This is a genomic window from Nostoc sp. PCC 7524 (assembly GCF_000316645.1).
In the GTDB taxonomy this organism is placed as follows: domain Bacteria; phylum Cyanobacteriota; class Cyanobacteriia; order Cyanobacteriales; family Nostocaceae; genus Trichormus.
Genome location: NC_019684.1, coordinates 4,769,430 through 4,795,140, shown reverse-complemented (window position 1 = coordinate 4,795,140; position 25,711 = coordinate 4,769,430). Strand labels below are relative to the sequence as shown.

Below are 25,711 nucleotides of genomic sequence, written 5' to 3'. Positions count from 1 at the left end.
CCCCTAGGAGGATTTTTCTAAATTAGCGCCCTAACCAAGTCTTGATGATATCTAGGAGACTGGAACCACCCCAAGCTAAGGCCATCAGAATCGAAGTAGTTAAAATTAGTCCCATGAGACACAGAACTAAACCACCTAAACTAATAGCACCGTCGTCTTCTAGTAAGCCAAAACCTGTGACGAAAATACCCATTGCTGGGAGGGTGTTAGTTCCAGGGATGGGAATCATCATCGAAATTGCCATTAAGGCGATCGCCATCCCAATGGTGACTCTGCCTGTTAACGTAGTACAAATATAAGATAAACGCGGACGCGCGATCGCTTCAATTCTTCGTAACCAAGGAATCCCAGCTTTTAAAAATCCCTGGACTGTTTCTAGTTCCAGGGGATGATTCATCATTTTCTGGGGTAGCCAAGGAGTTCTCGCACCGGCAATTAACTGGACTGCTAACAAGAAAATTAAGACACCGAAAGGAGTTGAATAACCAGGTGCAGGTACAGGTAAAGCTGATGGTAAAGACAAAATCACCAATAAAAAGCCAAAAATTCTTTCCTCAGCCAGCAACAAAATATCTACTAAAGTTACCTTTGCTGGTCTGGTTTCTTCAAAAAAGTATCGTTGTAATTCGTTGGAGAGTTTAGCCATAAGTTATTGATTATTTTCTGTGCCTTTTAATCGGTTGTGGCAAATTAAATTGCATATAATCCCACAGGATAAAGAATGTGCATACAATATCTTAGCGTTAAGAATTTTTGCAACAGGATGAATATTGTTAAGATTACATCAAGTTACCGCCTGAAATAGCAGGTGTTAGGTGATGGGTGCAAAATGGAAAAATACTGGAAAGTCCTGAGACTATTTTGGAGTGCGGCGATCGCCGCAGAATTAGAATATCGAGTCAACTTTTTGATAGCTACCCTCAGCAGCTTAGGTAATCTCGCGGGTAGTCTGTTTGGATTATTCTTATTTTACCGGACTGGCTATACTTTTACTGGCTGGTCATGGGAGGCTGCCTTGGTGGTTCTGGGAATTTTTACTTTATTGCAAGGTTTTTCTGCTACCTTTCTCGCACCCAATCTTAACCGCATCGTTCGCCATGTCCTAGAGGGAACTTTAGACTTTATATTACTCAAACCAATCCGCAGTCAGTTTTGGCTTTCTACCTATACCATTTCCCCTTGGGGAGTTCCAGATTTAATTTTTGGTAGCATTGTGATTGGCTATGCAGGGCAACGTCTGGGTTTAAGAGTGGAAAACTATCTGCTGAGTTTAGTCCCCTTATTGTGCGGTTTGATGATTCTTTATAGCCTGTGGTTTATGTTAGGGGCGACTAGCATTTGGTTTGTAAAAATCTACAATGTGACTGAAGTTTTGCGGGCTTTAGTGGAAGCTGGCAGATATCCGATAGTAGCCTACCCCGCAGCTTACCGCTTTTTCTTCACTTTTATAGTGCCGGTCACATTTTTAACTACAGTACCAGCTGAAGTGATGTTAGGGCGAGTGCAGATTCACTGGTTGATAGGTGCGGCTTTATTAGCACTGGCTTTGTTTTGGGCTTCTAGTCGGTTTTGGCGGTTTGCATTGCGATTTTATACCAGTGCTTCGAGTTAGGTTCAGCCCTTCCTATCGAAATTTAACAAATTCTGTAAAAATATGGAGAACATCTCAGGAATTTTACAGAGAAGATGTGATGTCAATAGCAAATCTGTCTGCAAAAGTTAATGATTGTGGAAGCCAGCTAAGACATCTCAAAATTAGGAGGAAGAGGCTAATGGCGAAGTTAGCACTGCTAATAGGAGTCAGTGAGTATGAACCTGGATTGAATCCATTACCAGCCTCAGTCAAAGATGTGCTAGCGATCGCTCAAGTTTTGCAGCATCCAGAAATGTGTGGATTTGCCGAAGCAGATATCCAAAAGCTGGAAAATCCCGATCCTCAGAAAATGCACGAAGCGATTGAGACATTATTTTGCGATCGCCGTAAAGACGACCTCATATTACTTTATTTTTCTGGTCATGGTATCAAAGATGAAACTGGCAAACTTTACTTAGCAACTCGCCTCACTCGCAAAAATCCTCAAGGGCGGCTCGTCAAGGCTACAGCAGTCCCTGCTAATTTTATTCACAATATTATGAGTGAGAGCCGCAGTAAGCGACAAGTTGTTATTCTCGACTGTTGTTTTAGTGGTGCATTTGCAGAAGGCTTATCAGCTAAAGATGATGGTTCTGTAGATATTCACACTCAACTAGGAGGTGAGGGGCGAGTTATTCTCACCTCTTCTACTTCTACACAATATTCTTTTCAACAAGAGGGAGACAATCTCTCAATTTATACTCGTTATGTCGTCGAAGGTATTGAAACAGGAGCAGCAGATCAAGATAACGATGGTGTAATTTCTATAGATGAGTTGCATGAGTACGCCAAAAAGAAAGTTAAAGAAGCAGCTCCCGCCATGCAACCAGAAATCTATGCCGTTAAGGAAGGTTTCAAGATTCGGTTAGCTAAAGCACCCATTGGTGATCCCAAGTTGAGGTACCGCCAAGAAGTTGAACGTTTTGCTAGTCGTGGTGTAATTTCTGCCATTGGGCGTAGTACCTTAGATTTAAAAAGGCAAAGTTTAGGATTGTTACCTGAAGAAGCAACCGCAATTGAAATTGAGGTTCTCAAACCCTACCAAGAATACCAAAAAAGATTGCAGCGATATGAGCAGGTATTAGTTGAGGAAATTAACAAGCAATATCCTTTTGATCAGAACACTCGTAATGAGTTAATAACTTTTCAACAAGCGTTAGGACTCAAAGAGGAAGATATCCAGCCGATATTGGCTCGTGTTGTACCAAAGAAAATTCAACCAGAAATTAAACCTAAAAATAATTCTCAACGTTCTATCTGGAACGGTATAAATGTTGGTGTAGGAATCTTTATTTTGGCTGGTGGAAGCTCCTGGATAGTCATAAATATGTTGGTAAAAAGTATTAGCAATCCATCAAAGCCACCTTTTGGAACCGCATCGAAATCTTGGTGTCTTTCACAAAAAGAATCATGGGAGGTATTCAAACAGGAGTCGATTAGGGCTTCTCTGGAAGAGAACAACTGTCAATATTGGGGTATCATCTTACCTACTACTAAATCTGAGACTTCACCACCGTCTCCTTCTCCAACAGAATCACCAGAAAAACCTGCTGATAACAAGACTAAATCAGAGCCACCTTTTGGAACCGCACCGAAATCTTGGTGTCTTTCACAAAAGCAATTATGGGAGTTCTTCAAAAATAATTCTGGAAGGGATGATGAGTCAATTAGAGCATCAATGGAAGAGAGAAACTGTAGCTACTGGAAGATAACTTTACCCAAACCCCAGCCTTACAGTTCTGCCCAACCAAATTTAGAAACGTTAAAAATACCCTCACTTCCTAAACCTAAGACTTCGTTACAACCAAGTTTTGGCAACCTAAAGACACCATTACTTCCTCCACTTGATAATTCATTACCAATCAATAATTCCCATCAAGGAACGACACTTCTACCTAAGCCTAACGTTAGTATTCCATCACAGTCACTTTTGGGTACAACAGAGACTGCTGAGAAAATGAAAACTGATGCAGCAGCAAAGCTCTCGTGTGTTCAAGATAGAGATAGATATAAAGCGTTAGTTCAACAAGGAGCCATGAGTGAACAGAGTGCCAAAAATGCTTTGAATGCAAAAAATTGTAGTGATTTCGGTATAAATTGGCCGTAATTTTGGTCATAATTATCCCGATATTTTTGAGACACCGGGATTTTGTAGCTGTCAATTTTCTCAATTTTCAAATATAAAAATCTTTAAAATACCCACCAACAGGATTTAATCCTGTCGGTGAGTAAAATTACTCTTCTAAATCCTCTACTTCTTCTGCTGGAAAGTCAAATTCATCTACCATATCTGCCACGTATTCTTCCTCTTCTTCTCCCTCGTCTTCGTAATAGAAGTCAACAGATGGGTAAGACACTAATCTACCCGTACTGTGCAACCAATCAAGCAAAGATTCCTCTTGTTTGAGAGGAATAATCGGAGCTGGTAGGTGACGAGGTTCTTCGTGGAGGGCAGGGTTAGATTGTTTTACCATGATTTTTACCCCCGAAGCAGCTCTTGTAATTACCAGTGTGATTTGTGTAGTGGTAAAGGCTTCCTCCCTATGGTTGATATTTGCCTATTCATCAACTCTGTTTTTGGGTAACTTAGCACCGCACCGTTTACAAAACTCAGCATCCTGATCATGAAATGCTAAACCACAACCTAAACAAACTATTTCTACTTGATTAGCAGTTTTCACCAAACCTTTGATTAAATCTCCCACTTGCCAAGGAATCAGAGTAACTCCAGTCAAAATCATTAAGACTGTCAACAATCGCCCTAATTCCGAAATCGGTGTGACATCACCAAATCCCACCGTTGTCATTGTGACGACTGAGAAATAGAAAGCATCTAAAAAAGTTCTATAAACTTGGGCATTTACAGGATGTTCTACTTGATAAATCAAGCCAGAATAAACAAAGATAATCGCAAATAATGTGAATAATATGCGAATAAAAACTATACTACCCTCTGTACTAAGACTGCCAAAGAAAACTTTTTTGTCTATAAATCTAATTAAACGTAAAATTCTAAACCATCGGAGTAACCGAATAAAACTAATATTTACAAACCCTATAAAGAAGGGCAAGATAGCCATTAAATCGATGATGGCATAAAAACTTAAAAGATAATTTAGTTTATTTTCTGCACTCCATAAACGCAGAGCATATTCTATAGCAAAAATTATCAAGATAATTTTATCGATTAAATCTAACTGAAACCGAACATCATCAGGTATGTTGTATGTCTGCGCTACAAAAATTCCTGATGATAATAAGACTAAGGCGGCAATTGTTAAGTTAATTGCTCTACCTATCGGTGTTTCTAGGTCTGTTAAGTAAAATTCTGTTTGTTTTCTACTCAGTAACATATTTCCCATCAATCATCTAAATATGGTATTTTTACCGATTATCTTGCTGAACTATCAAACTAATATGAACCAAGAATATTTTATGCACCTAGCAATTACAGAAGCTCAAAAGGGGGATGCACCTTATGGTGCAGTAATTGTTAAAGATAATCAAGTTGTGGCAACGGCTTACAATACTGTTGATAGAGATTGTGATCCGTCTGCCCATGCAGAAATTAATGTCATTCGTCGTTTAACTGCTCAACGTCAAAACTTGTCTTTAGAAGGTTATAGCATATATACCACTGGTGAGCCTTGTCCTATGTGTGCAGGGGCTTGCGTTTGGAGTGGAATTACAGAAATTGTCTATGGTGCTTCAATTGCTGATTTAATTGCCATTAATCAGTCACAAATTAATATCTCTTGTGAGGAAGTAATTGCGAAATCATTCAGGAACATCAAAGTTACTAAGGGCATTTTGAGACAGGAATGCTTGAGTTTGTTTACTTAAAATCAAGAGAGTCAAATGTAAAAAATCATAGGCTGAGATAGCATAACTGTAGAAAGTTATTAAGTTGATTCATTCAAATAAGATAAATAAGTATTGGCAACAATAGCAGCTTGGGTGCGATCGCGCAAACTCAAGCGATTTAAAATATTAGTTACATGATTTTTTACTGTCCCTTCAGAAATGTATAGTTTTTGGGAAATTTCTCGATTACTAGCACCTGAAGCAATCAATTGTAAAACTTCTTTTTCTCTAGGAGTAAGTTCAGCTAAAGCAGGCGGTACAGGTGATGTTTGGGGTGGCATATTCTGAAATTGTGTCAAAAGTTTTTTGACTATTCCTGGACCTAATTGCGTATATCCTTTCTGAACTGCACGAATAGCAACAGCCAATTCTTCCGAAGGTGTATCTTTGAGTAAATAACCCATTGCTCCATGTTGTACAGCAGCTTTCACATATTCATCATCATCAAAGGTTGTGAGAACTAAGACTTTCACCCAAGAGAAACTTTTTTGAATTTCTTTGGTGGCTGCAACTCCATCCATAATCGGCATTCTAATATCCATTAGCACTACATCAGGTGATAATTGAGCAATGAGTTCCAGCGCCATTTGACCATTTTCTGCTTCACCGATAATTTCTAAATCTGGTTCTAGTTCTAATAAAGCTTTTAAGCCTTGACGAATTAAACTTTGGTCATCTACTAATAAAACTGTAATCATGAAATTAATCTACCTAAAGGGATATCGACTGTAATTTGACAACCACAACCAAACGCACTATTAATGGTAAACTTACCTCCCAAAGCTAAAGTGCGATCGCGCATACTTTGTAAACCAAACCCTGTAGTATTTTGCTGGATATCAAATCCTCTGCCATTATCCTGAATTATCAGATGTAAACTGCCTCGGTTAATAGAAATTTCCAGATTCACCTCTGTAGCTCTGGCGTGCTTAGAAATATTTGTTAATGATTCTTGAATAATTCGGTAAAGTGCAGTATTAACTTCAGTTGATAAGGGATATTCAAGATTAATATGACGATGTAATATCATATTACTAGAACGTTGAAAGTCTTCCGCTAAGTTATCAATAGCCTGTGCTAAAGATTGTTCTTGTAATGGATGCGATCGCATAGTAGAAACTGACTGTCTCACATCTTGTAAAGCTTTAGAACCCAACTCCTTAGCTCTAGCTAAAAAACTCTGAGCTTTATCGGGATTAGCTTGATAAAGTTTTAAAGCAGTTTCTAATTGCAGATTTAAAGCAGTCAAAGAATGCCCCAAAGAATCATGAATTTCACGGGCGATGCGATTGCGTTCTTCTAATGTGGCTTGATTTTCAATTCGTAAAGCATACTGTCTGAGTTTTTCATTGGCAACAGCTAATTCTTCTCGGCTCTGACGCTCAGATAATACAGTATTCATTAATAGTAAAACAAATACTAAACTTAAACCAAATACTAAAGCTAAATTAAAAGTAAAAAATCGGAATCTTTCTTGCGCTGGCAGTGGCAATGGATAACGAGGCATCCGATAGATGAGAGATAATAAAAACAAAGTAAAAGAGATAAACGTAACTGATAAACGTCCAGGTAACTGAAAGATTAAACAACTACGAATGACAATAATTATGTAGAGAAATGGAAACAACCGATCAGCCCGACTACCAAATAAACCAGTGATAAATATTAAACTAATTCCACAAGCTGTATAGATAATTTTAGTTAGTTGATTACCTGTAGGCAATCTTAAGCCCATTAAGCCAAAAATAGTCAGATTTAAAATTGTCAGTTCGGGAAATCTGTTAGCAAACCTTGGCGAAGAATGTGGCCATACAGATGTAATGATAGAAATTGCTAGTAGTATCCATTCCAAATAAAGCAGGAAGCGGAACGGATGATTATTGATTTGAATAGGACGACCCATAATAACAAGTTTAAAATTAACAAACTGATTTTTCTATATCTAGTCTATTGTTGTAAGTCTTACCAGTAACCTAAATCATAATTCAAGCATGACTTTAGTCATGGGTGTATTCGTGACTTTCTCCTCATGTTAGTTAGGAATGTTAGTTCATAAGATAGTTGCAGACTCAACAAGAAAACAACACGAGGTCATCAATGCAACTCAAATCATTATCCCTGTTAGCTGGCGCGATCGCTCTGACTTTAACCGCAACTCCCTTGGCTGTACAAGCACAAACCTTCTCTAATTCCCGATTTCAAGTTGCACAAGCTGCTAAAAAAGGCCCTTGGGCAGCTTTGGAATTAACAGCAGATCAAAAAGCCAGAATTCAAGAAATTCAGCGCAACACCCGCACTCAAATGGAAGCAGTTTTCACCCCAGAACAAAAAGCCAAACTAGAAGCTGCTCGTCAAGAACGTCAAGCACGCCGAGCGCAGCGTCAACCAGGCGATCGCCCCCAAGCAGGTAAACGTCCTGGTATGAAGTTAGCTGACTTGAATTTAACTGATGACCAAAAAGCCAGAATGCGCGCCATTCGGGAAGAATCTCAAAAACAAATGCAAGCAGTTTTGACTCCTGAACAGCAAGCCAAACTACAAGAACTCAAAGCCAATCGTCGTCAGCGTTGGCAGCAACGTAATAATAATCGCTAAATGATCATGCAACCATTTGCTGCTGACTCTCAGCCTACCCCTCGCCTACAACAATTTTTAGACTTAATAGATGACATCACCGCCGCTAGGGGTGAAAATGTGCCAGCAATCGTGGCAATAGAGAAATTGCGATCGCTCCCTCTAGGCACTTTTGGCAGAACTTGGGCTGATTTCCTCGATGTCAATCACATCAAACCTTTCACCACTGGCACCCGACGGAAACAACTCCATGATGGCGTTCATGTCCTCACAGGTTACGGTACAGATCCTATTAATGAAGCTGAAGTACAAGCATTTTTATTAGGGGCTAAGTTTCACCTGTTTAATATGATGCTGACGCTAGGACTGTTGCGAGTCATCCATAGAAATCTCAATTATCGCCAACAATTTAGTTGGGACAGATTATGGCAAGCCTACCAACGTGGCTGTCAGTCTCAGTTTGATCCAGACACTTGGCAACCGGAATTACTTTGGCACTTACCCTTAAATGAAGTACAAAAATTATTTTCCATAGCCCCAAGTTAATAGACTTCTTGCAGAAGACAGGGAAAGGGTAAAAATGCTACCCTTTTCCTTTATCTCCTTCCCAACACAACAGAATATTCACTCACGCCTCTAGTAAAGTTGAGAGCTATGAGTTATGAGTTGATCAAAACTCATAGCTCTTTTCATTTTTTAGTATGTCTGAAGAATTTACCATTGGTAGTAAAGTCAGGGTTGTAGCATTACCGCCCTACATCAAAACCGCAGACCCCATGCCCATGTTACGCCCCCCGGATATCATTCAAGTGGGTGATCAAGGCATAGTCCTAGATCGTCGTCCCGGTGGATATTGGGGTATCCGCTTTGAGAAAGGAGCTTTTCTTTTAGATAGTCAATACCTTGAAAGTGTAGATCAGCCTCCAGCTACTGAGGAACCAGAGACACACAAGGATATCGAATAAAAACATATCCAAAATGTAGGGTGCGTCAGTGCGAGAAAACTTAGCTGTATCAAAAAATTATTCATATCTGACGCAGCCTACTAACTTTCAGTAGCTAAGAATTGTAAACTTATGTAAAGTTGTTATTCTTGCCTACATCATGATTTCCCGCCGCAATTTTCTGCATATCTTATTTGTCAGTTGTTTTGCTGTCATCAGTTGGTTAAATTTTGCCCCTGCTGCTGATGCACTTGGGGGCAAACTTCCTGCAATTAATCAACCTGCACCAGATTTTACTCTGCCTACCAATACAGGTGATGGACAAATTGCTCTCTCTGACTTGCGTGGTAAATGGGTAGTTCTGTACTTTTATCCCAAAGACTTTACTGCTGGTTGCACCATTGAAGCCCGTCGTTTTCAGCAAGATTTACCGAAATACCTCGACAAAAATGTGCAAATTGTCGGTGTCAGTGCTGATGATATAGATTCCCATGCGGAATTTTGTGATTCTGAAGGATTAAAATTCCCTTTATTGGCTGATACTACTGGCGCTGTCAGCAAAGCTTATGGTTCTTGGCTGGGATTTTTATCCTCACGCCATACCTTTATCATCGACCCCCAGGGCATCTTGCGCGAAACTTTTGTGAAAGTTAATCCAACTGTCCACAGTGCAGAAGTTTTGGCAAGACTGGAACAGTTACAATCCGCAGCTTCTTAACTGATAGTGACTTCCAGATAAAAAATATCCCAAATGTCAGGTGCGTCAGTGCGATAGAACCTAACTATACCCAGAAATTATTCATACTGACGCACCCTACCAAACCGTCAATTTCCGATACATTATTTTCTGGTGTTCCTATAACTTGCATCAGTTGCAATTGCATTGCATCAGTAGCCAACAAAGAGCGATCGCTTAACATTGGCAATGTATCGCCTTACATTGGCAATGTATCGTCTTACATTGGCAATGTATCCCTTAACATTGCCAATGTATCCCCTAACATAACAAATGTATCGCCTGACATTGGCAATGTATCCCCTGACAAATTATCAGTTTAGATTCTGTATTGTATATTTTACGTGTATTCACTTAAGCAATTTTATGTTTAAAATAATACTCTAAAGATAGAGTTTGACACGTATATATCAATGCCTATTCAAAATACAAACCGCCGTCTATCTCCTCAAGTTATTAGCCAAGATATTGACTCACTCCACGGTTTGCAAACTATCAGCACTTATGAAACAAACCGTGCTGATGCCTCTGCGAGTAAATTACAACAAGCTTATCAGGCTATGTTGACTTTCCAACAAACCGAAACCGAGAAACTAGCTTCATACCGTGCTGCTGCTGATGCTGTGCGGTTAGCAGAATGGGAATTTCACAATGCAATATTAGCTATGAAAGAAGTTGTGCGCGGACAATACGGTTCAGACAGCGATCAAGCTCAAGCTGTGGGACTGAAGAAAAAATCAGATCGCAAACGTCCCAGCCGTAGAAAGTTGGCTGAGTCCGTAAGTTAATACGCTTGTTGATCAGTCCAAAATCCTCATGTAGAGATGCGATTTATCCTGTCTCTATTATTGAACAGTCTGTAGTGATGCAAATACTTTCAGATCCGTGATGTATCAAATACTTTTAGATCCCCCTAAATCCCCCTTCAAAAGGGGGACTTAAAGAAGTTTTCCCTCCTTTTTTAAGGGGAGTTAGGGGGGATCAATTAGTATCTAAAATCACAGCCAACTAATTTTCAAACAACCTCTAAAACGCTTATAAAATAATTCCTTAACCTTAGAATTTTGCGGAATTAATGTAGTGAGTTTTATAACAAGCATTGCCACAAAAGTTATTCCATAACAATTAATGTACCTTCTTCTGTAAATTTCACTCCAAAAGGGCAATTGAGTGAAGGCGATAATGCCCAATGACAAGATAACAGAAGCATGAAAGCGTGAATACAAAACTCCTCATTTCTCCTCAAGAAGTCACGTCTCTGTTAGCAGGAAAATCGCCACAAACTGTCATTATCGATACGCGCACACCAGAAGAATATGCTGTCGCTCACATTCCTACATCTATCAATATCAGAGATTTTTTCACTTATCTTTTAGACAATTCCTGCCCAGAGGGATTAAAGAAATTGCAAGAGTATTTTGCCAACATTATGAGTCAGGTAGGAATATCTGGCGCGGAACGGTTAATTGTCTATGAGGATGCTTTAGATAAAGGTTACGGCCAATCTTGTCGAGCAGCCTTTTTACTTCAGTATTTAGGATGTCCTCATGTATCTGTTTTACATGGCGGATATCAAGGATGGCTGGCGGCTGGATTACCTACTACTGATGAAGTTCCTGAATATGAAAGCAGCATCTTTAGATTGCATCCCAACGTTGAGATGATAGTGACAACAATCGAGATGTTGCAAGCAATCAATAATCCAGCAATTATAAAATTAGATGTGCGCGATCGCGATGAATGGCAAGGTTTAAGTTCTTCTCCCTATGGTGCTGATTTTTGTCCTCGCAAGGGAAGAATCCCTAATGCTGTGTGGCTAGAATGGCATCGTTTGATGACATCGGCATCGGGAATACCCATGTTCCGTTCACCAGCAGAAATTTTAGCAATTTGTCAATCTGTTGGTATTACTTCCGAGTCTCTTGTATATATTTACTGCTTTAAAGGTTCTAGGGCTGCTAATACACTGATGGCGCTACAACAGGCTGGAATTTCTGCCAAAAATTATTTTGGTTCTTGGAATGAATGGTCTCGTGACTTTTCATTACCAATTGATAGCAGAGTTATCTAATTTGTTAGTTTTGCTGGATGTAATTTTAGGGAATACTAGGGAAATCTTCATTTCTCAAGTGTTTTACTATGTATCAATTTTGGCAGTCTCTACGTACCTGGGCAATAGTCGGCTTATGGTGTCTAGTTTTAGCTTGGTCATTTCCCGCACAAGCAGCCAATAAAATTAATCCCCAGTTAGAACGGCAAGTTTTAGAAATTCTTCATGAACACCCAGAGGTAATTATTGAATCTGTGCAAGCATACCAACAGCAACAGCAACAGACAGTCAATCAAGCCCGTCAGGTATTTTTGCAGGATTTGCAAACTAACCCCCAAGCAGTAATTGCTAGTTCTCCTACTGTGGGAGTAACTCAGTCAAAAACCTTGTTAATTGAGTTTTCTGATTTTCAATGTCCCTATTGTGCAGAAGCCCATCAACAATTAAAGGAGTTAGTCGCCAAGCATCAAAATGAAGTCAAATTAGTTTACAAACATTTTCCTTTAGCGCCAATTCATGATCAAGCCATACCAGCAGCAAAAGCGGCGTGGGCGGCAAATCAGCAGGGCAAGTTTTGGGAATATCATGATGCCCTATTTACAAATCAAAAGCAACTTGGTGAAGATTTGTATTTAGATATTGCTAAAAAACTCAATCTAGACTTGGAAAAATTTAATAGCGATCGCCTACTCGCTGATGTTGCTATTCAACAAGATATACAACTAGGTAAACAACTAGGAATTCCTGGTACACCTTTCTTTGTCATGAATAGTAAAAATTACTCTGGAGCAGTACAGTTATCTGACATCGAAAGTAAACTAGCTGGTGCTGCATAAATTTTTAAAATATCCCATCATTTGTAGGGTGTGTCAGTCAGATAAAACTTGGCAACATCAAGAAATTATCTGTACTGACGCACCCTATTACTAAGTAATAATCGCAATAACTAATCAACACTTTAATCTTCTAACTGCTGGGCTGGCACTTCAACGGCAGTAATATCAATTGTGCCTTCTGGTGCGAAGCGGTGAAAATGGCCTGTTTGTACTGAGAGTTGTTCCCCACAGTTAGGACACTGCAACTGACTATTATTTAATCCAGTAAATTCATATTGGCAGACGGGACACTGATCTGTTACTAAGTTGCGTTCCAACCACCAACGAAAACCGAAAAACGCCACCACGGGTACTAGCAACATTAATCCAAACAGAATCAACAACGAATTTACCAACCAACCCAAGCCTAATGAAGCCAGTAGCCAAAAAATGGCTAACATAGTCAGCCAAGGACGGAGATTTAAAAGATTCAGTTGAGAATTGTTAAAGCTCATTTCTAAATACTATTCTTGCTCTCCTTCTAGGATAGCGAGTTTAGTTGTTAGTCATTCGTCCAGGAATTACAGAGGTGTCACACTCAACCTATCTTTTAGGGTGCGTCAGATGCTAAACATCTGTTGAGAATGACGAAAAACTCAACAGTTGCGTAAGTCCTATAGTCAATAGTTCATAATCCAAAGTGAAAGACTATATATTTTGAAGTAGGGACAGAAGCTGCTGTCTAAAGGCTACCATGCCAAAATTAGCGATCGCTTGTTCTCTGAGCCATTGTCCATCACAGCGTTGATCCTTTCCTTTGAGTATTTCGATACAAGCTGCGGCTACGGCTTCTGAATCACGATGTGGCACTCGCCACCCGACTTTACCATCCTGCACGGGGTCGGCTGAACCATCGTCATCACCAGACAATACTGGTATACCACAGGCCATCGCCTCTAAATAGACAATACCAAAGCCTTCTTGAGAGGGCATAATATAAGCATCAGCAAGGCGGTAGTGTGCGATTAGATCTTCTGTCGGCACAAAACCAGCAAACACGACGCGATCGCTTACTCCTAAATCTTGGGCTAGCTGGGCTAATCGTGGTTGATCATCACCGCGACCAATAATCAAATATTTGATCTCTGGGAATATCTGGGAGATTTTAGGGAGGGCGCGAATTGTCACATCCACGCCTTTGTATATATCTCCTGACCAGAGTCGGGCTACTGTCATGATCACTTTGGCATCTGTTAAGCCGTACTTGGTGACTAATTCTGGTAGCTTTGCACCAGGGGTAAATTTATCGCTATCAATAGCACAAGCTAGCATTTTCACCTTGTTCGGGTTGATACCATTAGCAGCACAAGCGCGATCGCGACTGTAGCGGCTAATTGTCCAAATATCGCTGGCTGCGGCTAAAGCACGCTGTTCTCGGTTAGTGAGGGGTTCCCAAACTTCTTTACCATAGGTCAAGACTGTGTAAGGAATCCCCAATGGTTGGCAAAGGGTTTGGATCATTACAGCTAGTCTGATATGACCACAGAAAACCCGTTTGGGGCGTTTTTGCAATAAATACTTCAGTAATGCCCCAGCCATTTTAATTCTGCCCTTCTGGGGTGAATTATTTTGAAAGTAATTAAATTTTAAGCGATCGCACTCATACGGATTCGAGCATTCCGGGTTATCGCGTAACAAAAATACTTCTGCTTGATAATCTGCATCTAGCTGCAAATAAGCACGAAAAATATCTTTAACATAAGATTGAATACCACCTTCAAGCGCAAAAATCTCTAAGAACACGAAGAGATGATCGGCTACTTTGCGAGAATTTTCACCCAATTCTAATTTTTCTGCCACTGTATGAATTAGTATATAAGTTTATAAAAGTTACATAGTATACACAACCACTACTGGGGTGTCAAAAAAATTTATTACACAGCAGTAGCCATATAGATTAGGACATCCAACAATCCTAAAAGCTTTATAATGAAAGGCTTTCAATTCTGTCACCTGTCACCTGTCACCTGTCACCTGTTCCCTTCCTCCGCAGCACCCTATTCTACCAACAGTTGCTTTGCAGAAATTTGAGCGAATTTATCGTGTTGTAATCGCTCTATATCTGTTCGTACCATTGTCTCTATAAGTCTTTCAAAGCTGATTTCAGGTTCCCAACCTAAATTCCTTTTAGCTTTGCCGGGATTAGCAACCAGTTGAAAATGTTCATCTGGTCTAAGTAAATCATCATTGATGACTACATGATTTTGCCAATTTAATCCCAAACACTCGAAAGCCATAGACACTAATTCTTTCACACTATGTAGTTTACCAGTGCCAATTACGTACTCTTCTGGTTCTTCAGCCTGTAGCATCAACCACATAGCTTTAACGTAATCTCCAGCAAAACCCCAATCGCGTTTAGCATCTAAATTACCCATTTCTAAGGTATCTGCTAAACCTAATTTAATTGATGCGGCTGCCAATGAAACTTTACGGGTGACAAATTGCGGCGCTCTCAGAGGAGATTCATGATTGTATAAAATCCCACTACAAGCAAATAAACCATAACGCTGACGGTGATGTACCATTGTCCAATGAGCGTGTAGTTTGGCGGCTGCATAGGGATTTTTGGGACGAAAGGAAGTTTCTTCATCTTGCGGTGAACAGAAGACATCCCCAAACATCTCAGAACTACTGGCTTGATAAAAACGTGTAGATAAACCCACTTGTCTGACTGCATCTAATAGTCGTGTTGCAGTACCAGTAATTAAATCAAGGGTTCCCAGTGGGTCTTTCCAAGAGTCAGGGACGAAACTAGGAGCCGCCAAATTATAAATTTCCTGGGGACGTAGTTGTTCTACTGCATTTAACAAAGCTACGCTGTCTCTTAAATCAACTGTATAAATTTCTACTTGATTGGCTAAACTTCCCAATTTTGCCAGATTTGGTTGTCTGTGTGGCGATACTAATCCCACGACCCTGTAACCATGACTGAGGAGCAAATGGCTGAGATAGTAGCCATCTTGACCAGTAATTCCTGTAATGAGGGCGGTCTTAGTCATATTTTTCCCTATCTCCTCTGTTGGCAGTAAAAGGCTACTGTAAGCAAGCGCAAAAACACTGTGATTGATTTTCTGAGCATTTGAGAGCCTAGTATATCCGTCTAGGCAAATTTCAACAAAAGTTATGCTCAATTCTAGCAAAGTAGTAACTGCAACTCGTATGCGAAATTACCACTACAACAATAAGTTATTGTTTATACTGATAAATAGGGATTGGGGATTGGGGATTGGGGATTGGGGAAATATTTATAAATATTTAATTATTACTAGACAATTTCTACTATCATCGCTACGCTCATAAACCACACGGTCAACCAAGCGCCGCAGAAGAAACCAGCCGTAACCTCCTGGTTGTAGAGTACCTGGCTCTGGTTCTGCGATCGTGTCAGGATTAAAAGGATGACCGTGATCCCAAATTCTAATTTCCAATCTGTCAACCCATAGACTCGCCTCAATTTCTATGGTCGTTTCAGGTGGCAAAGTGCGATGAGCGTGACGAACTGCGTTGGTAAAACCTTCTGCTAATGCTAAATTGAGGCGATACAGTTGGGTTTCTGACCAGCCGAGTTGAAATAAGTATTTTAGGGAAAAGTCCTCAAACCATTGTTGAACTTTGTTGAGGAGCTTTAGTTCGCTCTTTACTGTCAGATGGTCTTGCTGCATGATGCCAAGCATTGACCGTGGCTTGAATTTAATATGAGTAAGAATTTTTGTAATTTACTGTTCTTCAGTCTATTTTAGATTTTGGAATCATTTTTGTATCCAAAATTAAAAATTTTCATAAAAAACCAGGATTCACTAAAATTGACGCTTGTTCGTGGGTTTCAAAAGCACATAAGCTGAAGATATGAACGATGTTCTATGCCACATACACTTGTGAGGGTGACTTGTCATTAGACATCATAACTTCAGATATGCGCTCTTGAAACCTACAAGCGTCAAGATAGCTCGTTGGTCACTAGCTTAAGCTTAGAACAATCCCAAGGTCAAAGATTTGTCTAAGGGCAAAGCAGCACCAATACCCAACCACAGAGTAACCAAAGTTCCAAACAGGAAGACTGTGGTTGCAACTGGACGACGGAAGGGGTTTTGGAATTTGTTGACGTTCTCAATAAAGGGAACGAGGATCAATCCCAAGGGTACGGAAGCCATTGCTAATACTCCCAACAGTTTGTTAGGAAGCGATCGCAAAATTTGGAATACTGGGTACAAATACCACTCTGGCAAAATTTCCAATGGTGTGGCGAAAGGATTTGCTGGTTCACCTGTCATCGCAGGATCTAATACAGCTAGAGCCACAATACAAGCGAAGGAACCCATGATTACTACTGGGAATACATACAGTAGGTCATTGGGCCAAGCTGGTTCGCCATAGTAGTTATGACCCATACCTTTGGCGAGTTTGGCTCTTAAATTAGGATCGCTCAGATCGGGTTTCTTTTGTGTTGCCATGTTTAAATGCGCTCTCCTGCTGGAATTTCACTTAAAGCTTTGATTGCAGCCATCAATGAGAATTTAGGCAAACCGATTGTGTTTTTGGTTATTCAACCTTAACTCTCAAATACAAGCATTTGTTCTTGTGGGGAACTGTGAGTCATTTATTGCTGATTTTCCATCAGTTTAAAGCAAACGACTCATTCTTGTAACTGAGTGCTGCTGTGATTACAAGGGGCCGGAAATACCTTGTTTACGGATCATCAAGAAGTGGAACAGCATGAAGACCGCAATTAACCAAGGTAGAACGAAGGTGTGGGCGCTGTAGTAGCGAGTCAAGGTTGCTTGACCGACACTAGAACCACCGCGCAGCAAATCGGAGATGAGTACACCGACTACGGGAATTGCTTCTGGTACACCACTAACGATTTTCACAGCCCAGTAACCAACTTGGTCCCAAGGCAGAGAATAGCCTGTAACTCCGAAGGAAACGGTGATTACAGCTAGGATGACACCGCTTACCCAAGTCAATTCGCGGGGCTTTTTGAAACCACCAGTTAGGTAAACCCGGAAGACGTGCAGAATCATCATCAACACCATCATGCTGGCAGACCAGCGATGGATGGAGCGAATCAGCCAACCGAAGTTAACTTCATTCATGATGTACTGCACTGAAGAGTAAGCTTCAGCAACGGTGGGCTTGTAGTAGAAAGTCATCGCAAATCCAGTAGCGAACTGGATTAAGAAGCAAACGAGGGTAATACCACCTAGACAGTAAAAGATGTTGACGTGGGGAGGGACGTACTTGCTGGTGACATCTTCAGCGATCGCCTGAATTTCCAAGCGTTCCTCAAACCAGTCGTAAACGTTGGCCATACAATCTCAAGTTCCTAAAAATCGGTTGCGGTTGATTCAATCTCCCAATTGGCAATTTTGGGATTTTCTCTTAAGAGGATTTTGTCTGTTTGCTTTTGAGCTTTGAGAGTGCTAAAAGTTTATAAACTTAACACTCTGTAAATATGGAATATATTGCGTTCTCTTTGCAAGCCAACCTAAAGAATAGCGGCTACAAAGTAGATCATATCCTTTTATCAGGGGCATACATCGCATCAGTTGCCTTAACAATTTGATGAGAAGAATGCACCACTTCTATAAAAAAAGTAACATAGTCGAGAGATAGATTTCATCCAAGAAGGGTCAACTGGGCAATTCTAGGCAATTTGGGTTGAGGTAAAACTGAAAATGGGGTTTATGCACAAACGGGTTTTGCGGCTAGGATTTTCAATATTGGTGGCTTTTGGTTTAGTTTTTGGCGCACTGATGCAACCAGCAAACGCATTGACAGAGGAACAAAAATTAGTTTCCGAAGTTTGGCGCATAGTTAATCGTACCTATCTGGACGATACATTTAATCATCAAAACTGGGCAGCAGTAAGGCAGAAAGCACTGGAGAAGCCCTTTAAAGACCAAAAAGCTACCTATGTGGCCATTCAGAATATGCTCAAGAGCCTGGATGACCCTTTTACCCGGTTTTTAGACCCTGAGCAATACCGGAGTTTACAGGTGAATACTTCCGGCGAATTGACTGGTGTGGGTTTACAAATAGCCCTCAATCCCCAAACTGGAAAATTGGAAGTAGTCTCTCCCATAGAGGGTTCACCAGCAGATAAAGCGGGAATTAGATCACGCGATCGCATTCTCAAAATTGAAGGATTTTCTACAGAAAATTTAACTCTAGATGAGGCTGCCGCTAGGATGCGCGGCCCGATTGGTAGTCTAGTCACACTGTTGATTGAACGCGACGGAGAAGGAGAAAAGGAAGTTAGATTAGTGCGCGATCGCATTGCTCTTAACCCTGTTGTGGCGGAATTACGCACTTCTCCCCAAGGTAAATCTATCGGCTATCTGCGCCTGACACAATTCAATGCCAACGCCTCTACAGAGTTAGCACACGCCATATCTAGTTTAGAGAAAAAAGGGGCTGATGCCTATATTCTAGATTTGCGAAATAATCCTGGCGGTTTACTGCAAGCTGGCATAGAAATTGCCCGTCTGTGGTTAGATTCTGGCACGATAGTCTACACCGTCAATCGCCAAGGCATTCAAGGCAGTTTTGAAGCCTTCGGCCCAGCTTTGACAGATGATCCGTTGATAGTCTTAGTCAATCAAGGAACTGCCAGTGCTAGCGAGATTTTAGCCGGCGCACTCCAAGATAATGGTCGTGCCAAATTGCTAGGCGAAACTACCTTTGGTAAAGGTTTAATTCAATCTTTATTTGAACTTTCTGATGGTTCTGGCTTGGCGGTGACTATTGCCAAGTATGAAACTCCCAATCACCGGGATATTAATAAATTAGGTATTAAGCCTGATCAAGTTATTGCTCAACAACCCATCACCCGTGAACAGATTGCCACAGAGGCAGACTTACAGTACAAATCAGCACTGGAACTGTTAGGAAAAAGTTCTGTTGTGGCTGGTTTGGGGAGTAGGAGTTAGGGACTGGGGATTGGGGATTGGGGATTGGGAAAGAAAAACTCTCCTCTGCTGTCGCATCTCATTTTCCCTATCGGGACTTCCAGATAAAAAATTAACGCGATGTGCAACTTATTTTTGAAACCCCTCTCCAAACCTCTCCCCTGCAAGGAGAGAGGCTTTGATTCTTGCTCCTCTTCCCACTCCTTCGGAGAAGCAAGCTATGTAGGGAAGGGGTTGGGGGTTAGGTTTGAGAGAAAGTTGCACACGGCGTAAATTATCCAAAATGTAGAGTGCGTCAGTGCGAGAATACCTAGCTGACTCAAGAAATTATTCATACTGACGCACCCTACTAACCATCAATTTGGGATAATTTATTTTTTGATGTTCCCATCTCTAGTCTCTTCACAAAATTGGTTGTGTCTGTAACAAAGTTTGTAAATCCAGAGATTTGAGGTGTTGGTAGGCTTGCTCAATGACACGCTTACCTCTGAGAAAACCAGTGTTCGCACCAGGACAAATATATTGCAAAGTCTCTGGTGTAAAGTTTTCTAATAATGCTTGCAGGCTCTTAATTTGTCTTGGCCAGTGAAAAGTTTTTGCTGTCCGTAATGGTACTGGTTCGCCTTGCTGGTTGGGTACTAAATGACGACCAGAAAATAGTATGCCGCCGAGTTCACTGTAGTAAAGACAAGATGAGCCGGGAGAATGCCCTGGTGTCCAAATTACTTTGGTTTTGTCATCTAATATCAGTTCTTGAGTAAAGGTAGTGACTGTCAATCCTGGTAATAAATAGGCTTCTTGCTCTTGAATTACTACCTCACAACCAAAATTTTGCTGAATTTCTGCTGTTTTACCAATAGCACCGCGATGGGTGAGAAATAACCAGCGTACACCCCCATGCGATCGCAAAAAATCTTGATTTATTTGGTCAAGGGCAGGGCAATCTATGAGGATATTCCCTTCGTTTCTTACAATGAAGTAAGAAGTACCCCCCAAGGTGTCCCGATTTGGTGGAAAGGCAAAAATATTCTGCAAAACAACCCGTGGGGACTTAGTTGTATGACTTGGCTGTTGTGGTAAGGGGTGCATGAAAAAATCAAAACTGAGGAGTTGTCAAATTGTGATTACAGATTTAAATAGCTTAAGAATTAAATCTTAAGAGTTAAACAACCCTGTTAGCTGTTGTATACAACAATGGGGTTAAAGGTCTGCTTTGTAGTCAAGGCTATGCTGCTATTACTACAAAAGGGGCATTTTTTCTAAATTACCTAAGAACAAATGACATTCTGGTTTCTCCTGCTATTGGGAATAGCGACGTATTTAATGGTGCAACGCAGTGTTGCTAACATCACCCGTACACCCATCTGGTTATTGTGGCTGGTGTTAATGACACCAGCATTGTTACTCAGTGGCTGGACATTGATGTATGGCGTAAAACAACCTCCACCCCCATCACTGATCATTTGGCCGTCAATCGTCTGCCTTTTGTTATACTGGCTCTTGTTTCAGTGGGGACGGCGATCGCCAAAAGATACACAGACTCAACCCCAACCCTCAGAATCACAATCAGCTATTAATCCTACCGCAGAACCAGTGCCTGTGCGTCCTATTGAACCGACAGAAGAAACCCAACTGCGAAATTGTTTTCCCTGGTCTATTTACTATATTCAAAACATTGAGTATAGACCCCAGGCAATCATTTGTCGTGGTCAGTTGAGAACCACGCCTATTCAGGCTTATCAACAGATTCGGGCAAATATTGAATCACAATTTGGCGATCGCTTCTTGATTATTTTTCAAGAAGGTTTTAATGGTAAACCCTTCTTTGTGCTAGTTCCTAATGCTCAAGCAGTCAAAGAAGGCAATGTTAAAAAATCAGAAAAATTAACCAGACCAGGATTAGCTTTATTACTTGTATTAGCTACTTTAGTAACTACCACTTTGGTAGGAATAAGAATTGCTGGTCTTAATCCGACAACTCTCACTTCTGATCCCAAAATCCTGTTGCAAGGATTACCCTATGCTTTAGGGTTGATGACGATTTTGGGTATCCACGAATTAGGACACTATTTAACAGCAAGATACTACAAAATTCGCTCAACGTTGCCTTATTTTATTCCCATACCTTTTTTCTTGGGAACCTTTGGGGCATTTATTCAAATGCGGAGTCCCATACCCAACCGCAAAGCTTTATTTGATGTGAGTATTGCCGGGCCTATTGCTGGATTTATTGCTACATTACCTTTAATCATTTGGGGTTTAGCTCACTCGGATGTGGTTCCCTTAAATGAAAAAATGGGTCTTTTAAATCCCGATGCACTTAATCCTAAATATTCCATTCTTTTAGGATTAATTTCTAAGTTAGCTTTGGGTAGTGCATTAACACCAAAATCAGCTATTGATTTGCATCCAGTCGCTGTAGCTGGTTTTTTGGGATTAATCGTCACAGCTTTAAATCTCATGCCCGTGGGACAACTAGATGGTGGTCACATTGTTCATGCTATGTTTGGACAAAGAACCGCTATGTTGATAGGTCAAATTTCCCGGTTGTTGCTGTTACTACTGTCTTTAGTTCAACCAGAATTCTTTGTCTGGGCAATTATTTTGTTGTTTATTCCATTGGTTGATGAACCAGCCTTAAATGATGTCACGGAACTAGACAATAAACGTGACATTTTAGGTTTATTAGCAATGGCTGTGTTGGTGATGATTATCTTGCCAATGCCACAGGCGATCGCTAATTTATTACAACTTTAACCCCAAAAAACCAGTCCATGCCTTTCCGCCCACCGGAGGCATACCTCGTAACGATTAACAAATATATAGATTGTTGATGCTGCTGATGGTTTATCATTTACCCGGAGGATGGTGTAAATAGCTAAATATCCTGGCTCTCCTAGACTAGCTATAACAAATTAATACTTAATATCAGGTTAAATCCTTACATAGTTTGGGATTCAAGAGTAATAAAGTGAATTTTTATTAAATTCTTGATTTTGTTTTAGCGAAACCTTGTTATATCAATCGTTTGAGCCATTTTTTAGTGTTAATTTATCAACCCAAGTCTGGGAGAGCCAATATCCTCAGTGAGTTAGGCAGCAGCAGTTATCAACTGCGTACACCGATAAGTAATGAAAAAGAGACTAGAATCTAGTAATATTTACTCAGAACACTGCTAAACGCCACCCTCCGCTAACAGCACTCAGAATATTTTTGCTGAATTGCCACGAATAAAGACTAAACTAAAAAGTCTTGTGCAGCAAAACTTCTAACTTATAAATGATGTAATCATGTCCAAGGTTCTCGTCTCCGATCCTATTGACCAGGCTGGGATTGACATTCTCTCGCAAGTTGCTACTGTTGATGTCAATACAGGTCTTAAACCAGCAGAACTAATAGAAATTATTGGTGAGTATGACGCGTTAATGATTCGCTCTGGTACACGCGTTACTCAAGAAATTATTGAAGCCGGGACTCAACTAAAAATTATCGGTCGGGCTGGCGTGGGCGTGGATAATGTTGACGTGCCTGCTGCTACACGCCGAGGAATTGTTGTAGTTAATTCCCCGGAAGGTAATACCATTGCTGCGGCGGAACACGCTCTAGCAATGATGTTGTCTTTATCACGTCACATTCCCGATGCAAATGCTTCTGTGAAAAGCGGTGTGTGGGATCGCAAAACCTTTGTGGGTGCAGAAGTATATAAAAAGACTCTTGGTATTGTCGGCTTGGGTAAAATTGGCTCTCATGTAGCCACAGTTGCCAAAGCTATGGGGATGAAGTTACTAGCTTTCGATCCCTTCATCTCTACAGAACGGGCAGAACAAATAGGTTGTCAGTTGGTAGATTTAGATTTGCTGATGCAGCAGGCAGACTATATCACCCTGCACATCCCCAAAACCCCAGAAACTACCCACCTGATCAATGCCGAAACCTTGGCAAAAATGAAGCCCACAGCCCGGATTATCAACTGCGCTCGTGGTGGGATCATTGATGAAACTGCCTTAGCCGCAGCGATTAAAGCAGGGACAATCGCAGGTGCAGCTTTGGATGTGTTCGAGTCTGAACCATTGGGTGAATCAGAATTGCGATCGCTCGGCAAAGAAATTATCCTTACCCCCCATCTAGGCGCATCCACCACCGAAGCCCAAGTGAACGTGGCGATTGACGTAGCCGAACAAATCCGTGACGTACTTTTAGGTTTACCAGCCCGTTCCGCCGTTAACATCCCCGGACTCGGCCCCGATGTCTTGGAAGAACTCAAGCCCTATATGGAGCTAGCAGAAACCTTGGGGAAATTAGTAGGACAGCTAGCAGGTGGTCGAGTAGAATTGCTCAATGTCCGCTTACAAGGGGAATTGGCAACTAACAAGAGTCAACCTTTAGTGATTGCATCTCTCAAAGGTTTGCTTTACCAAGCCCTCCGAGAACGGGTAAATTACGTTAACGCCAACATCGAAGCCAAAGAACGGGGAATTCGAGTCATTGAAACCCGCGACGCTTCGGCGCGTGACTACGCCGGTTCTTTACGTCTGGAAGCTACAGGTACTTTAGGTACTCATTCCGTCACAGGTGCATTGTTAGGTGATAAAGAAATTCACCTCACTGACGTTGACGGTTTCCCGATTAACGTTCCACCCAGCAAGTATATGCTGTTCACCTTGCACCGCGATATGCCAGGAATTATTGGCAAACTCGGTTCCCTACTGGGTAGCTTTAATGTCAATATTGCCAGTATGCAGGTAGGCCGCAAAATCGTCCGTGGTGATGCGGTTATGGCTCTCAGCATTGATGATCCCTTACCAGAGGGGATTTTAGCGGAGATTACCAAAGTCCCTGGAATCCGCGACGCGTATACAGTAACTTTATAAGGTGCTGTTAGCGAAGCGGGGCGTGAGCAGCGTGCTGAGTAGTGTTAGCCATAGTGGGGCGATGAACAGTGTGCTGAGTGGAGGAAAAAGTTAGGAGTGGAAAATAACTCATGACTATCTCACACTCTTACTCAGCACACAGTGATCGAGACGGTAACTTATTACTCTTATATAGATGGGACTCATCGCATCTCTACTCAGCACCGGCTAAACGCCGCGCTACCGCTAACAGCACCAGCTAAACGCCGCGCTACCGCTAACAGAACTCAGCACTGAAACAATGGCAAACACTTGGTGGGAATTACAGGTTTTATGTGAACCAGCCTTAGAGGACTCGGTGTCTTGGCGACTGGAAGATTTTGGCTGTCGGGGTACAGCTAGCGAAATTCAAGGAAATTCTTGCCTTGTCAAAGGTTACTTACCTTCATTTCAAGCGCAGCTAATCGATTTGGCGGCTTTGGGGTTATTGTTAAGGCAAGATGCGCTGTGTGTAGGATTATCTATCCCTAGCCTAAATTGGCAGATCATAGATGAAGAAGATTGGGCAAGTAGTTGGAAGCAATATTGGCAACCCCAGGAAATAGGCGATCGCTTCCTAATTAACCCCGCTTGGCTACCATTACCCGAAAATTTAGACAGGTTGGTAATTCGCCTTGATCCTGGTGTGGCATTTGGTACAGGCAATCACGCCACCACTCAGCTATGTCTAGAATCTCTAGAAATGCGTCTGAGTGAAGTTCCCCAATCTTTTATGGGTAAAGGTGGTAAACGATCGCCTGTCATCATTGCGGATATTGGTTGTGGTTCTGGTATCCTTTCCGTTGGGGCAGTGCTATTGGGAGCAGAGAAGGTTTATGCAGTGGATACTGATCCCTTAGCTGTACAATCAACTTTTAGTAATCGCACACTCAACGACGTTAGTCCAGAACGCCTAGTACCAGCAGAAGGTAGTGTAGATATTCTCAAAAAACTGATTGACAGGCCAGTAGATGGGATTGTCTGCAATATTTTAGCTGATGTGATTATTCAATTAGTACCAGAAATAACTGAGATTGCTAAACAAAGTACGTGGGCAATTTTTAGCGGAATTTTAGTTGAGCAATCAAAATCTGTTGCTGATGCTTTAGAAAAACATGGCTGGGTTGTAGCTACCATGTGGAAGCGGAAAGAATGGTGTTGCTTAAATGTGCGCCGTTCTTAAAAGTAAGCAGTTTTTACATTGATGGTTTGACCTGAGTGGGTGGTAAGTTTAC

The 25,711-nt window shown here is 41.2% G+C and carries 28 protein-coding genes; 15 read left to right on the top strand and 13 right to left on the bottom strand.

Features of this window, described 5'->3' with window-relative positions; genetic code table 11:
- Positions 1-22 precede the first annotated feature (22 nt).
- Positions 23-646, bottom strand: coding sequence for an exopolysaccharide biosynthesis protein (locus NOS7524_RS19335; protein WP_015140171.1), 624 nt, complete (start codon positions 644-646; stop codon positions 23-25).
- 183 nt (positions 647-829) lie between these two features.
- On the opposite strand from NOS7524_RS19335, the gene NOS7524_RS19330 reads away from it, so the two are divergent.
- Complete coding sequence (locus NOS7524_RS19330) at positions 830-1,612, top strand: ABC transporter permease (RefSeq protein ID WP_015140170.1); 783 nt, start codon at positions 830-832, stop codon at positions 1,610-1,612.
- Positions 1,613-1,772: 160 nt separating this feature from the next.
- A complete protein-coding gene (locus NOS7524_RS27895) occupies positions 1,773-3,740 on the top strand; it encodes a caspase family protein (protein WP_015140169.1) in 1,968 nt (655 codons plus the stop codon).
- A 127-nt stretch (positions 3,741-3,867) separates the two neighbouring features.
- Here the strand turns inward: NOS7524_RS27895 and NOS7524_RS19320 are convergent, their stop codons facing one another.
- Together NOS7524_RS19320 and NOS7524_RS19315 are read right to left on the bottom strand one after the other, a co-directional pair.
- Complete coding sequence (locus NOS7524_RS19320; protein ID WP_015140168.1) at positions 3,868-4,107, bottom strand: DUF3134 family protein; 240 nt, start codon at positions 4,105-4,107, stop codon at positions 3,868-3,870.
- An 84-nt stretch (positions 4,108-4,191) separates the two neighbouring features.
- Complete coding sequence (locus NOS7524_RS19315) at positions 4,192-4,986, bottom strand: potassium channel family protein (protein ID WP_015140167.1); 795 nt, start codon at positions 4,984-4,986, stop codon at positions 4,192-4,194.
- A gap of 64 nt (positions 4,987-5,050) precedes the next feature.
- Between NOS7524_RS19315 and NOS7524_RS19310 the strand changes: the two genes are divergently transcribed.
- Positions 5,051-5,476: a nucleoside deaminase gene (locus tag NOS7524_RS19310; RefSeq protein ID WP_041555852.1), complete on the top strand. Its 426-nt coding sequence runs from the start codon at positions 5,051-5,053 to the stop codon at positions 5,474-5,476.
- Between the two features lie 59 nt (positions 5,477-5,535).
- Here NOS7524_RS19310 and NOS7524_RS19305 read toward each other — a convergent pair whose 3' ends face one another.
- On the bottom strand, positions 5,536-6,195 hold the full coding sequence (locus NOS7524_RS19305) for a response regulator (protein ID WP_015140165.1): 660 nt from the start codon (positions 6,193-6,195) through the stop codon (positions 5,536-5,538).
- Positions 6,192-7,400 carry a sensor histidine kinase gene (locus NOS7524_RS19300; RefSeq protein ID WP_015140164.1) on the bottom strand — a complete coding sequence of 403 codons (1,209 nt, stop codon included), beginning with the start codon at positions 7,398-7,400 and terminating at the stop codon, positions 6,192-6,194. Before NOS7524_RS19300 ends, NOS7524_RS19305 begins: the two co-directional genes overlap by 4 nt.
- A 194-nt stretch (positions 7,401-7,594) precedes the next feature.
- On the opposite strand from NOS7524_RS19300, the gene NOS7524_RS19295 reads away from it, so the two are divergent.
- From NOS7524_RS19295 to NOS7524_RS19280, 4 genes are all read left to right on the top strand, one after another.
- The gene (locus NOS7524_RS19295; RefSeq protein ID WP_015140163.1) at positions 7,595-8,092 is read left to right on the top strand and encodes a Spy/CpxP family protein refolding chaperone; all 498 of its coding nucleotides are present in this window, start codon (positions 7,595-7,597) and stop codon (positions 8,090-8,092) included.
- A gap of 6 nt (positions 8,093-8,098) precedes the next feature.
- Entirely contained in the window at positions 8,099-8,617 is a 519-nt protein-coding gene (locus NOS7524_RS19290; protein WP_015140162.1) for a Coq4 family protein, read from the top strand.
- A 155-nt stretch (positions 8,618-8,772) separates the two neighbouring features.
- Positions 8,773-9,036 (top strand): regulatory protein SipA, encoded by a 264-nt coding sequence (sipA, locus tag NOS7524_RS19285; protein WP_015140161.1) that lies wholly within the window; start codon positions 8,773-8,775, stop codon positions 9,034-9,036.
- Positions 9,037-9,175: 139 nt separating this feature from the next.
- Positions 9,176-9,733 (top strand): peroxiredoxin, encoded by a 558-nt coding sequence (locus NOS7524_RS19280; RefSeq protein ID WP_015140160.1) that lies wholly within the window; start codon positions 9,176-9,178, stop codon positions 9,731-9,733.
- Positions 9,734-9,797: 64 nt separating this feature from the next.
- Here the strand turns inward: NOS7524_RS19280 and NOS7524_RS30200 are convergent, their stop codons facing one another.
- Entirely contained in the window at positions 9,798-9,935 is a 138-nt protein-coding gene (locus NOS7524_RS30200; protein ID WP_015140159.1) for a hypothetical protein, read from the bottom strand.
- Positions 9,936-10,164: 229 nt separating this feature from the next.
- On the opposite strand from NOS7524_RS30200, the gene NOS7524_RS19275 reads away from it, so the two are divergent.
- From NOS7524_RS19275 to NOS7524_RS19265, 3 genes are all read left to right on the top strand, one after another.
- On the top strand, positions 10,165-10,539 hold the full coding sequence (locus tag NOS7524_RS19275; RefSeq protein WP_015140158.1) for a hypothetical protein: 375 nt from the start codon (positions 10,165-10,167) through the stop codon (positions 10,537-10,539).
- A 428-nt stretch (positions 10,540-10,967) separates the two neighbouring features.
- Entirely contained in the window at positions 10,968-11,822 is an 855-nt protein-coding gene (locus NOS7524_RS19270) for a sulfurtransferase (protein ID WP_015140157.1), read from the top strand.
- 68 nt (positions 11,823-11,890) lie between these two features.
- Positions 11,891-12,637 carry a DsbA family protein gene (locus NOS7524_RS19265; RefSeq protein WP_015140156.1) on the top strand — a complete coding sequence of 249 codons (747 nt, stop codon included), beginning with the start codon at positions 11,891-11,893 and terminating at the stop codon, positions 12,635-12,637.
- A gap of 122 nt (positions 12,638-12,759) precedes the next feature.
- Here the strand turns inward: NOS7524_RS19265 and NOS7524_RS19260 are convergent, their stop codons facing one another.
- From NOS7524_RS19260 to petB, 6 genes are all read right to left on the bottom strand, one after another.
- Positions 12,760-13,131, bottom strand: coding sequence for a hypothetical protein (locus NOS7524_RS19260; protein ID WP_015140155.1), 372 nt, complete (start codon positions 13,129-13,131; stop codon positions 12,760-12,762).
- A 193-nt stretch (positions 13,132-13,324) separates the two neighbouring features.
- Entirely contained in the window at positions 13,325-14,476 is a 1,152-nt protein-coding gene (locus NOS7524_RS19255; RefSeq protein ID WP_015140154.1) for a glycosyltransferase family 4 protein, read from the bottom strand.
- A gap of 197 nt (positions 14,477-14,673) precedes the next feature.
- The gene (locus NOS7524_RS19250; protein WP_015140153.1) at positions 14,674-15,678 is read right to left on the bottom strand and encodes a GDP-mannose 4,6-dehydratase; all 1,005 of its coding nucleotides are present in this window, start codon (positions 15,676-15,678) and stop codon (positions 14,674-14,676) included.
- A gap of 246 nt (positions 15,679-15,924) precedes the next feature.
- On the bottom strand, positions 15,925-16,353 hold the full coding sequence (locus NOS7524_RS19245; RefSeq protein ID WP_015140152.1) for an ATP-binding protein: 429 nt from the start codon (positions 16,351-16,353) through the stop codon (positions 15,925-15,927).
- A gap of 294 nt (positions 16,354-16,647) precedes the next feature.
- Entirely contained in the window at positions 16,648-17,130 is a 483-nt protein-coding gene (gene petD, locus NOS7524_RS19240) for a cytochrome b6-f complex subunit IV (protein WP_015140151.1), read from the bottom strand.
- A gap of 210 nt (positions 17,131-17,340) precedes the next feature.
- The gene (petB, locus tag NOS7524_RS19235; protein WP_010997571.1) at positions 17,341-17,988 is read right to left on the bottom strand and encodes a cytochrome b6; all 648 of its coding nucleotides are present in this window, start codon (positions 17,986-17,988) and stop codon (positions 17,341-17,343) included.
- A gap of 366 nt (positions 17,989-18,354) precedes the next feature.
- Here petB and ctpA point away from each other — a divergent pair, with 366 nt between their 5' ends.
- Positions 18,355-19,608 (top strand): carboxyl-terminal processing protease CtpA, encoded by a 1,254-nt coding sequence (gene ctpA, locus NOS7524_RS19230; protein WP_015140150.1) that lies wholly within the window; start codon positions 18,355-18,357, stop codon positions 19,606-19,608.
- A 381-nt stretch (positions 19,609-19,989) separates the two neighbouring features.
- On the opposite strand, the gene NOS7524_RS19225 is transcribed toward ctpA, so the two are convergent.
- Positions 19,990-20,676, bottom strand: a complete 687-nt coding sequence (locus NOS7524_RS19225; RefSeq protein ID WP_015140149.1) for an MBL fold metallo-hydrolase — start codon at positions 20,674-20,676, stop codon at positions 19,990-19,992.
- A 189-nt stretch (positions 20,677-20,865) separates the two neighbouring features.
- On the opposite strand from NOS7524_RS19225, the gene NOS7524_RS19220 reads away from it, so the two are divergent.
- The 4 genes from NOS7524_RS19220 (at position 20,866) to prmA (ending at position 25,659) form a co-directional block, all read left to right on the top strand.
- A complete protein-coding gene (locus tag NOS7524_RS19220) occupies positions 20,866-22,344 on the top strand; it encodes a site-2 protease family protein (protein ID WP_015140148.1) in 1,479 nt (492 codons plus the stop codon).
- A 533-nt stretch (positions 22,345-22,877) separates the two neighbouring features.
- Positions 22,878-24,458 carry a phosphoglycerate dehydrogenase gene (gene serA / locus NOS7524_RS19215; RefSeq protein WP_015140147.1) on the top strand — a complete coding sequence of 527 codons (1,581 nt, stop codon included), beginning with the start codon at positions 22,878-22,880 and terminating at the stop codon, positions 24,456-24,458.
- 110 nt (positions 24,459-24,568) lie between these two features.
- Positions 24,569-24,700 (top strand): hypothetical protein, encoded by a 132-nt coding sequence (locus NOS7524_RS31030; protein WP_268741969.1) that lies wholly within the window; start codon positions 24,569-24,571, stop codon positions 24,698-24,700.
- Between the two features lie 38 nt (positions 24,701-24,738).
- Positions 24,739-25,659, top strand: a complete 921-nt coding sequence (gene prmA / locus NOS7524_RS19210) for a 50S ribosomal protein L11 methyltransferase (RefSeq protein ID WP_015140146.1) — start codon at positions 24,739-24,741, stop codon at positions 25,657-25,659.
- The last annotated feature ends 52 nt before the right edge of the window (positions 25,660-25,711 follow it).

Coding starts and splice junctions, on each gene's coding strand:
- NOS7524_RS19335 (WP_015140171.1), bottom strand. CDS start 646: ATGGCTAAACTCTCCAACGAATTACAACGATACTTTTTTGAAGAAACC.
- NOS7524_RS19330 (WP_015140170.1), top strand. CDS start 830: ATGGAAAAATACTGGAAAGTCCTGAGACTATTTTGGAGTGCGGCGATC.
- NOS7524_RS27895 (WP_015140169.1), top strand. CDS start 1,773: ATGGCGAAGTTAGCACTGCTAATAGGAGTCAGTGAGTATGAACCTGGA.
- NOS7524_RS19320 (WP_015140168.1), bottom strand. CDS start 4,107: ATGGTAAAACAATCTAACCCTGCCCTCCACGAAGAACCTCGTCACCTA.
- NOS7524_RS19315 (WP_015140167.1), bottom strand. CDS start 4,986: ATGTTACTGAGTAGAAAACAAACAGAATTTTACTTAACAGACCTAGAA.
- NOS7524_RS19310 (WP_041555852.1), top strand. CDS start 5,051: ATGAACCAAGAATATTTTATGCACCTAGCAATTACAGAAGCTCAAAAG.
- NOS7524_RS19305 (WP_015140165.1), bottom strand. CDS start 6,195: ATGATTACAGTTTTATTAGTAGATGACCAAAGTTTAATTCGTCAAGGC.
- NOS7524_RS19300 (WP_015140164.1), bottom strand. CDS start 7,400: ATGGGTCGTCCTATTCAAATCAATAATCATCCGTTCCGCTTCCTGCTT.
- NOS7524_RS19295 (WP_015140163.1), top strand. CDS start 7,595: ATGCAACTCAAATCATTATCCCTGTTAGCTGGCGCGATCGCTCTGACT.
- NOS7524_RS19290 (WP_015140162.1), top strand. CDS start 8,099: ATGCAACCATTTGCTGCTGACTCTCAGCCTACCCCTCGCCTACAACAA.
- sipA (WP_015140161.1), top strand. CDS start 8,773: ATGTCTGAAGAATTTACCATTGGTAGTAAAGTCAGGGTTGTAGCATTA.
- NOS7524_RS19280 (WP_015140160.1), top strand. CDS start 9,176: ATGATTTCCCGCCGCAATTTTCTGCATATCTTATTTGTCAGTTGTTTT.
- NOS7524_RS30200 (WP_015140159.1), bottom strand. CDS start 9,935: ATGTTAAGCGATCGCTCTTTGTTGGCTACTGATGCAATGCAATTGCAA.
- NOS7524_RS19275 (WP_015140158.1), top strand. CDS start 10,165: ATGCCTATTCAAAATACAAACCGCCGTCTATCTCCTCAAGTTATTAGC.
- NOS7524_RS19265 (WP_015140156.1), top strand. CDS start 11,891: ATGTATCAATTTTGGCAGTCTCTACGTACCTGGGCAATAGTCGGCTTA.
- NOS7524_RS19260 (WP_015140155.1), bottom strand. CDS start 13,131: ATGAGCTTTAACAATTCTCAACTGAATCTTTTAAATCTCCGTCCTTGG.
- NOS7524_RS19250 (WP_015140153.1), bottom strand. CDS start 15,678: ATGACTAAGACCGCCCTCATTACAGGAATTACTGGTCAAGATGGCTAC.
- NOS7524_RS19245 (WP_015140152.1), bottom strand. CDS start 16,353: ATGCTTGGCATCATGCAGCAAGACCATCTGACAGTAAAGAGCGAACTA.
- petD (WP_015140151.1), bottom strand. CDS start 17,130: ATGGCAACACAAAAGAAACCCGATCTGAGCGATCCTAATTTAAGAGCC.
- petB (WP_010997571.1), bottom strand. CDS start 17,988: ATGGCCAACGTTTACGACTGGTTTGAGGAACGCTTGGAAATTCAGGCG.
- ctpA (WP_015140150.1), top strand. CDS start 18,355: ATGGGGTTTATGCACAAACGGGTTTTGCGGCTAGGATTTTCAATATTG.
- NOS7524_RS19225 (WP_015140149.1), bottom strand. CDS start 20,676: ATGCACCCCTTACCACAACAGCCAAGTCATACAACTAAGTCCCCACGG.
- NOS7524_RS19220 (WP_015140148.1), top strand. CDS start 20,866: ATGACATTCTGGTTTCTCCTGCTATTGGGAATAGCGACGTATTTAATG.
- serA (WP_015140147.1), top strand. CDS start 22,878: ATGTCCAAGGTTCTCGTCTCCGATCCTATTGACCAGGCTGGGATTGAC.
- NOS7524_RS31030 (WP_268741969.1), top strand. CDS start 24,569: ATGACTATCTCACACTCTTACTCAGCACACAGTGATCGAGACGGTAAC.
- prmA (WP_015140146.1), top strand. CDS start 24,739: ATGGCAAACACTTGGTGGGAATTACAGGTTTTATGTGAACCAGCCTTA.